The following is a 9,391-nucleotide window of genomic DNA, read 5'->3' as shown; positions in this document are numbered from 1 at the left end:
GCACTCCTCGCTGTCGTCCAATGCCAACAAGGCCATGGGTTCCAGCGTGGGGGTGGATGCCTATGTTGCCAAATTCGACCCGGCAATCCTGGCTGAAACCCTGCTGCCTTACCTTCAAAGATAACGCTGTCCCCGCCCTGGCCTGTGCCGGGCGGGTGGACGCCACTAACGAATCAACTCTTTGGAGCCTCATTTATGGTGGACAAGAACATGAAGTTTCTGGTCGTCGACGACTTCTCGACCATGAGACGCATTGTGCGCAACCTGCTCAAAGAGCTGGGCTTTACCAATGTCGACGAGGCCGAAGACGGCCAGGTTGCCTTGCACAAGCTGAAAAACCAGCATTTCGACTTCATCGTGTCTGACTGGAACATGCCCAACATGACGGGCATCGAGCTGCTCAAGGCGGTGCGAGCCGACCAGCAGATCAAGCATCTTCCCTTCATGATGATCACCGCCGAAGCCAAGCGGGAAAACATCATCGAGGCAGCCATGGCCGGTGCCAGCGGCTATATCGTGAAGCCGTTTACCGCGGCCACGCTGGAAGAAAAGATGAACAAGATCTTCCAGACCCTGAACAAGTAAACGCATATACATGGCAAGACGACTTGCCAGGTCAGCAAAGAGGAGAAGCTATCGTGCCGGATCACATTCTAGATAGCGGAGATTCCCCGGATCTCGAAGCACTGTTCGACAGCATTGCCAGCCAGCAGAAAGAAGCGACCACTGAGGATGCACCTGCTGAACAAACCGCCGAAAGTGCACATAGCAACTGCGAAGTGATGTACGAGCAGATTGGCCAGATCACACGCAAGATGCACAACACCCTGCGTGACATGGGTTACGACAAATCACTGGAACGCGTGGCCGATGCCATTCCCGATGCGCGTGACCGACTCAGTTACATCGCCTCGCTCACCAAGAGCGCGGCCGACCGGGTACTCAATGCCATCGACGTGGCCCAGCCCTTGCAGGACACCCTGGGTAGCAGTTCGCAAAGCCTGTCCGAGCGCTGGAACCTGCTGTATGCCAACCAGTTGTCGGTCGAAGAGTTCAAGCAGCTGGCCAACGACACCCGCCAGTACCTGAACCAGGTGCCGCAGCAAACCCATGAAACCAGCACCCAGCTGCTGGAAATCGTGATGGCACAGGATTTCCAGGACCTTACCGGCCAGGTCATCAAGAAAATGATGGACATGTTCAAGACGCTGGAAGCCGAAATGCTGAACCTGCTGGTGGAATTCTCGCCGGAACACAAGAAGGGCGCGCTGGACAGCAGCCTGCTCAACGGCCCGGCCATCAATCAGGAAGGTAACCCGGATGTGATGTCCAGCCAGCAACAAGTGGACGACCTGCTGGACAGCCTGGGTTTCTGAAGCACCCCCCTGCACTTCCCTTTACTGCCCCGGCCCTGCACATGCAGGGTCTTTTTCATGTGGATGGTGCGCCGGCATGAAAAAAGGGCTGACCCCGCAAGCAAGGCCAACCCAGGCATGAGACTGATGAGAACGCAGGGAAATACCGTCAGGACTACACTAACTAGTTCACCACCGCCTGCACCTGCCAGGCGTTGTTCTTGACCTCGGACAGCGTCACCGGGGCCTTCAGCAGGTTGCCATTGGGCGCAAAGGCAAAGTCGGCGGTGACACCGCTGTAACGGATGGCGGCCAGCTTGGGCAGATACTTGGCCGGCTCGACAGAACCCGCCTGCTTCATGGCTTCGGCCACCAGCATCACCCCGTCGTAGAATTGCGGCCCCAGCAGTACCACATCCTGATGGAAGCGGGCCTTGTAACGGGTTTCAAACGCCTTGCCCGCCGGACGGGCAGTCAGCACGCCACCGGCCACCGCGGAATAGTGACCAGCCGCATCCGCCCCGGCCAGCTGGATGAAAGTGGGGGTGTTCATCATGTCGCCGCCCATCAGCCGGGCTTTCAGGCCCAGCCGCTTGAGCTGCTTGGCCATGGGCGCAGCCTGGGCATCCGCCCCGCCGTAGAAAATCACTTCCGGATTGATTGCTTTCACCGCCGTCAGGATGGAGGTGAAATCGGTTGCCTTGTCGGTGGTGAATTCACGCCGTGCCACCTTGCCGCCATTGGCAGTCACCGCCTTGACGAATTCGTCGGCAATACCCTGGCCGTAGGCGGTGCGGTCATCAATCGCCACAATGCGCGTGGCCTTGAGGGTTTTTACCGCAAACTGGCCCAGCGAGCCGCCAATCTGGCTGTCGCTGCCCACCAGGCGGAAGGTGGTCTTGTAGCCTTGCTGGGTGTAAGCCGGGTTGGTGGATACCGACAGCTGCGGAATACCCGCTTCCGAGTAAATGCGTGAAGCAGGAATGGACACTCCGGAATTGAAGTGGCCAATCACCGCCTTCACCCCGGCATCCACCAGCCGCTGCGCAGCCTGGGTGCCAATGCGCGGGTCGGCCTGATCGTCCTCGGACACCAGCTCGAACCTGATCTTCTGCCCGCCCACCACCAGGCCCTTGGCATTGATGTCGTCAATGGCCATCCTGGTGCGTTTTCATTATCCTTGCCGTAATGCGCCTGCGGGCCGGACAAGGGTGAGGAAAAGCCGATTTTCACTACCGTATCGGCATGTGCGGCAGCAATGGCAAACGGGGCCATCATGCCGCCCAGTGCCACCACCCGGCCAAGTTCTGCCAACAGTTTCTTTTGTGCCATGTCATTTCTCCTTTGACGCTGCATTCATTCAAGAGAAACCAGCTGATTTCCCCTGTTACTGCTCTCCAGCCATGACCGGTCTGCGCCGGTGTCTGGCAGGATCAAAACCGTTGCAAGCGGTAGGGCTGCATGTCTGTTTCCGCTGCGCGGCCCTGCAACAAATCACTCAGCAGCACCGCCGTGGTGGCGGCCAGGGTGAGGCCCAGATGGCCGTGCCCGGTGGCAAACCACAGGCCGGGCTGCCCTGGGGCCGGGCCGATAATGGGCAAGGTATCCGGCAGCGAGGGGCGGTTGCCCATCCATACCGTCATGTCTGCGGTGGAAAAATCGCCGACGATGCGCCGCGCCTTGTCCAGCAGGATGTGGGCGCGCCGCCAGTCGGGTGGCGCATCGCGGTGTGCCAGCTCTACCGTGCCGGCCAGGCGCAGGCCACCATCCGCCATGGGCAAAATGACAAAGCTTTCGCTGGCGCACTGGATAAAGTGGTGCAGCTTCACTCCGGCCCTGGGCAGGTTGACGTGATAGCCGCGCTCGCTCTCCAGCGGTACGCGGTAGCGGTGCTGACGGGTAAAGCGGTCGCTCCACACGCCACAGGCAATCACCGTGGCGTCAGCCGACAGGCGGCCATGGCCGGCTGTTTCCACCCCGCTCACACGCCCCTCCCCTGCAACCGTAGCCAGCACCTCATCCTGCACAAAGCGTCCACCGGCACGGACAAAGGCATCGAACAGGCCACGGCTGAAGGTGTAGGGATCGTCCACATGCGACCAGTCCGGCACCCGCACCGCGTATTGCCATTCCTCGGCCAGCAAGGGTTCCTGCGCAAGCAACTGGCTGCGTGACAAGGCTTGCCACTGCACGCCATGGCGGCGCTTTTCCTCCCAGGCAGGCAGGGCGGCATCGAACTCCTGCTGGTTGCGATACAGCGTGAGGTTGCCGTGGCGTCGCCACATGGCCGTGAGCCCGGCCTTGTCTATCAGCGCGGCATAGTCCTGATTCACCCGTCCCAGCAAGGCAGACAGATCGCGGGTGAGTGTGGCCACCTTGCTCGGGCGGCTGGCGGCAAGAAAGCGCAGCAGCCACGGCATCAGGCTGGGCAGGTAGCGCCAGCGCAGGGCCAGCGGCCCCAGCGGGTCCAGCATCCAGCCCGGCACCTTGCGCAGCACGCCCGGTTCGGCCAGCGGTATCACATCGCTGATGGCAAAGGCACCGGCATTGCCATAGCTGGTTTCCATGGCCGGTTCGCCACGGTCCAGCAGGGTGACGGCAAAGCCTTCCAGCCGCAGTTGCAGCGCAATGGCAATACCGACCACCCCGGCCCCCACCACGATGACTTCATCTCCCGCAACAAGGGTGTCGGCCATGGCTCAGGCCTCCCGCACGCCATCCAGCAGGCGCGGCAAGCCCTGCGGATTCTCATGTTTCAGGGCGGTCGGCAGCAGTGCATCCGGCAGGTCCTGATAGCACACCGGGCGCAGAAAACGCTGGATGGCCGCGGTGCCCACCGAGGTGGAGCGCACATCCGACGTGGCCGGGAATGGCCCGCCATGCACCATGGCGTCACACACTTCCACCCCGGTAGGCCAGCCGTTGACCAGAATGCGGCCAGCCTTGCGCTCCAGCACCGGCAACAGGCGGCGGGCCAGCGTGATATCGTCGTCATCCAGTTGCAGCGTGGCCGTCAGCTGGCCTTCCAGCGCCTCGGCCAGTTGCAGGCGTTCTGCGTCATCCCGGCATTGCACGATCAGCGCGGCCGCGCCGAATACCTCGGCCTGCAAGGCCGGATTGGCCAGGTATTCTGCTGCACTTGCCCGCAGCAGCTGTGCCTGGCACTGGTTGGGACCAGTGGGCAACACACCCTTGGCTACGGCGCTGGCGTGGCGGGACAGACTGTCCACCCCGTCCTGATAGGCTGCCCAGATGCCGGGTGTGAGCATGGTTTGCGCCGCACTGTGTTGCAGCAAATCAGCCGCGCTGGCGACAAACGCCTCCAGCGCCGGCCCTTGTACCGCCACCAAGAGGCCGGGGTTGGTACAGAACTGCCCTGCGCCCAGCGTCAGCGAGCCGACAAAGCCCTGTGCCAGCGCATCCCCACGGGCCTGCAAGGCAGCAGGCAGCAGGAACACCGGGTTGGTGGAACTCATTTCCGCATACACCGGAATCGGCTCCGCACGCTGCTGTGCGGTCTGACACAGGGCCAGCCCGCCAGCACGCGAGCCGGTAAAACCCACCGCCTTAATGCGCGCATCGTTCACCAGTGCCTGCCCTACTTCGCGGCCACTGCCAAACAGCAGGGCGAATACCCCGGCGGGCAAGCCGCACTGTTTCAGCGCGCTCACAATGGCCTGGCCCACTAGTTCGCTGGTGCCGGGATGGGCGCTGTGCGCCTTGACAATGACCGGGCAACCGGCCGCCAGTGCCGAGGCGGTATCCCCTCCGGCCACCGAGAAGGCCAGCGGGAAGTTGCTGGCCCCGAATACGGCCACCGGCCCCAGCGGGATCTGGCGCTGGCGCAAGTCGGCACGCGGCAGCGGCTGGCGCGCAGGCTGGGCCTGATCGACCCGCACATCCAGCCATTCACCAGCCAGTACGGTACGGGCAAACATGCGCAGCTGGCCGCAGGTGCGGGCCCGCTCGCCCTGCAAACGGGCCTGCGGCAAACCGGTTTCCAGCATGGCGCGTTCAATCAGCGCATCGCCCAGTGCTTCGATTTCCCCGGCAATGGTTTGCAGCAACTGCGCCCGCTGTGCCGGCGTGGTTTCGCGGTAGGCATCAAACGCGGCCCAAGCGAGGCCGCACGCCTGTTCCACCTGTGCCTGATCGCCCCCGGCATAGCCCGGTTGCAGTGTCTGGCCGCTGGACGGGTTGATGGCGTGCAGCGCTTCACGCGTACCGCTGACGGATTGCCCGCCAATCAGCATCTTGCCTGTCAGATTCATGAGATTTCCTGCTTGAAATAAAAGCCCGGCCACGCAGCAGGCGTGGCACGGCTGCTCAGGGTCTGGCTCAGGCCACATTCAGCCCGGCCGACCAGTCGCGATACCAGTTGCGGAACAGCGTGTACTGGGTTTCGGCATAACGGCGCTGGGCTTCGGTCAGAACATCGGTTTCGTTGAAGTGCAGGCTGTATTCGGTATCCCCGTTCAGCACCATCAGGTACTTGTAATACAGCACCAGATCGCAGCCTTCATCGAAGGAGGACAGCACCGCCAGCGCGGATTCCAGCTCGCGCGCCTGACGACGCGCCACTGCGTCGCCACGGGCTGCGGCCTTGCTCAGCCCAACCAGATGCAGCACCTCGCGCGGCAGCGCATTGCCGATGCCGGTAATGGCGCCGGTGGCATTGCAATTGACAAAGCCATGCACCACCTGGGTGTCCACCCCCACCATCAGGGTGACCTGATCATCCTGCGAGGTGATGTGCTCGGCGGCGTAGCGCATGTCGGCGGCACCGCCGAATTCCTTGAAGCCGATCAGGTTGGGATAGCTGCGGCGCAGTTCGAAGAACAGATCAGCACGGGTGGCAAAGCCGTAATAAGGGCTGTTGTAGATGACTGCAGGCAAGTTTGGCGCAGCGGCGAGGATGGCGGAAAAGTGAGCCTTTTGCGCGGTCGGGGACGCGCCACGCGACAGCACGCGCGGAATCACCATCAGGCCATGTGCGCCAACACGGGCGGCATGGGCGGCATGGGATACGGCCTCGCGGGTGTTCACCGCACCGGTGCCGACAATGGTAGGCACACCGGCGGTCACCAGCCGGGCCACGCCCTCCTGACGCTCGGCTTCGGTCAGGAGCGGCCAGTCGCCCATCGAGCCGCAATACACCACCGCGCTCATGCCGGCGGCAATCAGCTCGCGGCCCTTTGCCACCAGCGCGTCAAAATCCGGCTTGCGCTCGGCGGTACACGGGGTCATCAGGGCCGGGATGCAGCCGGTGAAAATGTTGTCGCTCATTGTTTTGCTCCTTGCAGCTTGTATGTGTGTATGGGGTGTTGTCTGTGCAGCGCGGGGCTCAGATGCCCCAGGCGAAAGGGTCTTGCGGGTCGATCAGCAGGGTGCTGCTGGCAGTGACGAAGGCGCGGCCGGTAATGAAGGGCCGGATGAAATCGCCCTCACGCTGGTAATGGCCGATGAACTGGCTGCCGGTGATGCCCGCCTGTACCCAGCTTTCGCCTTCGGCCAGCTTGCCGTCGGCAGCCAGGCAAGCCAGCTTGGCGCTGGTGCCGGTGCCGCAGGGCGAGCGGTCGTACGCCTTGCCCGGGCACATCACGAAATTACGGCTGTCGGCGCTGGCATCGTCGGCAAACAGCTCCACGTGGTCGATCAGCGCGCCATCGGCCCCGGTGATGCCCTGTGCTTCCAGCGCTTGCAACATGGCCCAGGTGAAGGCTGTCAGCGCGTCCACATTGGCCATTTCCAGCACCATGCCGTGTTCGGACACCAGGAAGAACCAGTTGCCGCCCCAGGCGATATCACCGTGAAACACGCCGTAGCCGGGCACGTCCACCGCCACCTGCTGGCGATAGCGGTAGGCCGGTACATTGCCCAGCGTCACCGCGCCATCCTCATGCAGGGTGGCGCTGACCTGTCCCACCGGGGTGTCGATCTTGTGCACGCCCGGTGCAATCAGGCCCTGGTAATGCAGCGAGGCAATCAGGCCGATGGTGCCGTGGCCGCACATGCCCAGATACCCGGTGTTGTTGAAGAAGATCACCCCGCAAGTGGCGTCCGGCGACACTGGCGGGCAATACAGTGCGCCCACCAGTACCTCGCTGCCACGCGGCTCCAGCAAACAGGCGCGGCGCCATTGGTCGTGCTGCTGGCGCAATGCTTCGCGCTGATCGGCCATGCTGCCACCGCCGATATCGGGAAAACCGCGCATCACCAGCCGGGTGGGTTCGCCGCCGGTGTGGGAATCGATGATGTGTATCTCTTGCATAAGCTTGTCCATTCGGTAAGACCTTGAATGACGGCCGGCAGGAATGCACCCTTGGCATGTCCTGTGAAAACCCGATGCAGCAATACCATGCAGGGTATTGATTCCATTGCATCTTCACGCCGAACCCGTCTTCGTCAGCACCTGCATAGAATGGCGTTATTGCTGCCGGGAATCTTGATGCTTATCATCAGCGACAATGACGAAATCAGCACAATTACTGTTTTTGCAGCACAATGGGCAAGACAGGACTGTGCCGCCATGCCCGGTGACAGACCGGACAAACGCACAAGACAAGGAAGGGAAAACCATGACAGGGGAACTGCTGGACAGCATTGCCAACTGGCAGCAACAAACGCGTCCGGCCAGCCTGGACAGTCTGCTGGGCGCACTGGGACCGCTGCTGCCGGTACTGAACCTGATCCCCAATGCCGCCATCTTCATCAAGGACGCACAGGCCCGCTATCTGCTGGCCAACCAGACACTGGTGGAACGCTGCGGGCTGAAAAGCCTGCAACCCTTGCTGGGCAAGACCAGCGCCGAGGTGTTTCCCTCGCAGCTGGGGCCGGGCTATACCGCGCAGGACATCAAGGTGTTGAAGGACGGGCTGGTACTGGAAAGCCAGCTGGAACTGCATTTGTTCAACAGCCGGGAGCCGGGCTGGTGCCTGACTTACAAATGGCCGCTATACAGTGCGGCGGGCGACATCATCGGGCTGATCGGCATCTCGCTGGATTTGCAGGCCGCCAGCAAGACCCACCCCGCCTACACCCGGCTGGTGGCGGTGGACGAGTTCATCCGCAGCCACTTCAGCCGTTCCATCAGCATGGACGAGCTGACCGCCATCGCCGGTGTTTCCCCCGCCCAGCTGGAACGCTACTGCAAGAAGGTGTTTCACCTGACCCCGCGCCAGATGATTCACAAGGCCAGGCTGGAACATGCCCACCGCCTGCTGCACGGTGACATGGCCATCACCGATGTAGCACTGCACTGCGGCTACACCGACCACAGCGCCTTCAGCCGTCAGTTCAAGGCGCTGACCGGCTTTACCCCGCGCCAGTACCGTCAGCAACTGCATGGCCAGGACAGCAGTCGCTCCCCCTCTCCGCTGTGAGGGATGCGAGCGTTCAGCTCATGCTCTGGTACAGCTCGTCTTCCTGGGCAAAATGCAGCTGCAAAATGGTGTCCAGGCTGTACAGGGTGCGTTGCAACTCCTGTAATTCCAGCGGCGAGGCGGGTACCGGCAAGGCCGCTATCTGCATGGTCAGGCGGCGCGACTGGCGGAATATTTCCTGATGACTACGACTGAGTGCGGCCAGCGGGTCCTCGCCGCCCAACAGCCGCGCCATGGCCGGGTAAAGCTGCCCTTCTTCCTTTTGCTCATGCGGTAGCAGGCGCTCGTGCAGCAGGGTTTGCAACTGGTCCAGTTCGGCCCGCAACTGGCTGTGCTCCAGTTGCGGGACGGCGCGTGCCAGTGCTGCCAGTTGCTGCAATAGCGGGTTGAGCAGCGCATGTTCCTCGTTCAGTTGCGCCACGGTTTCCACCGTCAGTTTCTGCTGCTGGCCCAGACCGGCAGGTGGCGACAGGGCGCGCAGCGCATTCACGATCACCGCCACGTCGATCAGCTCTTGCAACACCGCACCGTATACCGGTGGCAGCCAGCCCAGCGCCGGAAACGGCAAGCTGGGCCTGCTGGGGCAAGTCAGTGGAGTGGAAGAACACTATTACGCCATCACCAACCGCCGTAAATTGCAGCACATGGCGGTTC

General features: G+C 62.3%; 9 protein-coding genes and 1 pseudogene. 4 read left to right on the top strand and 6 right to left on the bottom strand.

Translation table 11 applies throughout. The annotated features are described in order from the left end of the window. The 3 genes and pseudogenes from AWT75_RS23270 to cheZ form a co-directional block, all read left to right on the top strand. Nucleotides 1-124 (top strand): annotated as a pseudogene (locus AWT75_RS23270) (chemotaxis protein CheV); the annotation flags it as partial. 71 nt (nt 125-195) lie between these two features. Beyond that, entirely contained in the window at nt 196-585 is a 390-nt protein-coding gene (gene cheY / locus AWT75_RS19860; protein WP_082696227.1) for a chemotaxis response regulator CheY, read from the top strand. A gap of 53 nt (nt 586-638) precedes the next feature. Beyond that, the gene (cheZ, locus tag AWT75_RS19855) at nt 639-1,376 is read left to right on the top strand and encodes a protein phosphatase CheZ (RefSeq protein ID WP_045848525.1); all 738 of its coding nucleotides are present in this window, start codon (nt 639-641) and stop codon (nt 1,374-1,376) included. Nucleotides 1,377-1,539: 163 nt separating this feature from the next. Here cheZ and AWT75_RS19850 read toward each other — a convergent pair whose 3' ends face one another. The 5 genes from AWT75_RS19850 to AWT75_RS19830 all read right to left on the bottom strand — a co-directional run bounded on the left by AWT75_RS19850 (nt 1,540) and on the right by AWT75_RS19830 (nt 7,626). Beyond that, entirely contained in the window at nt 1,540-2,514 is a 975-nt protein-coding gene (locus AWT75_RS19850; protein ID WP_239689682.1) for a branched-chain amino acid ABC transporter substrate-binding protein, read from the bottom strand. Nucleotides 2,515-2,788: 274 nt separating this feature from the next. Continuing rightward, nucleotides 2,789-4,051, bottom strand: a complete 1,263-nt coding sequence (locus tag AWT75_RS19845) for an NAD(P)/FAD-dependent oxidoreductase (RefSeq protein WP_062791429.1) — start codon at nt 4,049-4,051, stop codon at nt 2,789-2,791. 3 nt (nt 4,052-4,054) lie between these two features. After that, nucleotides 4,055-5,626 carry an aldehyde dehydrogenase (NADP(+)) gene (locus tag AWT75_RS19840; protein WP_062791427.1) on the bottom strand — a complete coding sequence of 524 codons (1,572 nt, stop codon included), beginning with the start codon at nt 5,624-5,626 and terminating at the stop codon, nt 4,055-4,057. 67 nt (nt 5,627-5,693) lie between these two features. Then, nucleotides 5,694-6,641, bottom strand: a complete 948-nt coding sequence (locus AWT75_RS19835) for a dihydrodipicolinate synthase family protein (RefSeq protein WP_062791425.1) — start codon at nt 6,639-6,641, stop codon at nt 5,694-5,696. A gap of 58 nt (nt 6,642-6,699) precedes the next feature. Continuing rightward, nucleotides 6,700-7,626: a 4-hydroxyproline epimerase gene (locus AWT75_RS19830; protein ID WP_062791431.1), complete on the bottom strand. Its 927-nt coding sequence runs from the start codon at nt 7,624-7,626 to the stop codon at nt 6,700-6,702. A gap of 307 nt (nt 7,627-7,933) precedes the next feature. Between AWT75_RS19830 and AWT75_RS19825 the strand changes: the two genes are divergently transcribed. Then, nucleotides 7,934-8,737 (top strand): AraC family transcriptional regulator, encoded by an 804-nt coding sequence (locus AWT75_RS19825; RefSeq protein ID WP_062791423.1) that lies wholly within the window; start codon nt 7,934-7,936, stop codon nt 8,735-8,737. A gap of 13 nt (nt 8,738-8,750) precedes the next feature. Here AWT75_RS19825 and AWT75_RS19820 read toward each other — a convergent pair whose 3' ends face one another. After that, nucleotides 8,751-9,305 carry a hemerythrin domain-containing protein gene (locus AWT75_RS19820; protein ID WP_062791421.1) on the bottom strand — a complete coding sequence of 185 codons (555 nt, stop codon included), beginning with the start codon at nt 9,303-9,305 and terminating at the stop codon, nt 8,751-8,753. Between the last annotated feature and the right edge of the window lie 86 nt (nt 9,306-9,391).

Source organism: Aquitalea pelogenes, from assembly GCF_001515305.1.
Lineage (GTDB): Bacteria > Pseudomonadota > Gammaproteobacteria > Burkholderiales > Chromobacteriaceae > Aquitalea > Aquitalea pelogenes.
The sequence above is the reverse complement of the archived record's forward strand: the minus strand, read 5'-3'. Positions and strand labels throughout refer to the sequence as shown.

What these genes read in the sequence shown, in the direction of transcription:
- cheY (WP_082696227.1), top strand. Translation starts at nt 196, where the DNA reads ATGGTGGACAAGAACATGAAGTTTCTGGTCGTCGACGACTTCTCGACC.
- AWT75_RS19850 (WP_239689682.1), bottom strand. Translation starts at nt 2,514, where the DNA reads ATGGCCATTGACGACATCAATGCCAAGGGCCTGGTGGTGGGCGGGCAG.
- AWT75_RS19845 (WP_062791429.1), bottom strand. Translation starts at nt 4,051, where the DNA reads ATGGCCGACACCCTTGTTGCGGGAGATGAAGTCATCGTGGTGGGGGCC.
- AWT75_RS19840 (WP_062791427.1), bottom strand. Translation starts at nt 5,626, where the DNA reads ATGAATCTGACAGGCAAGATGCTGATTGGCGGGCAATCCGTCAGCGGT.
- AWT75_RS19835 (WP_062791425.1), bottom strand. Translation starts at nt 6,641, where the DNA reads ATGAGCGACAACATTTTCACCGGCTGCATCCCGGCCCTGATGACCCCG.
- AWT75_RS19830 (WP_062791431.1), bottom strand. Translation starts at nt 7,626, where the DNA reads ATGCAAGAGATACACATCATCGATTCCCACACCGGCGGCGAACCCACC.
- AWT75_RS19825 (WP_062791423.1), top strand. Translation starts at nt 7,934, where the DNA reads ATGACAGGGGAACTGCTGGACAGCATTGCCAACTGGCAGCAACAAACG.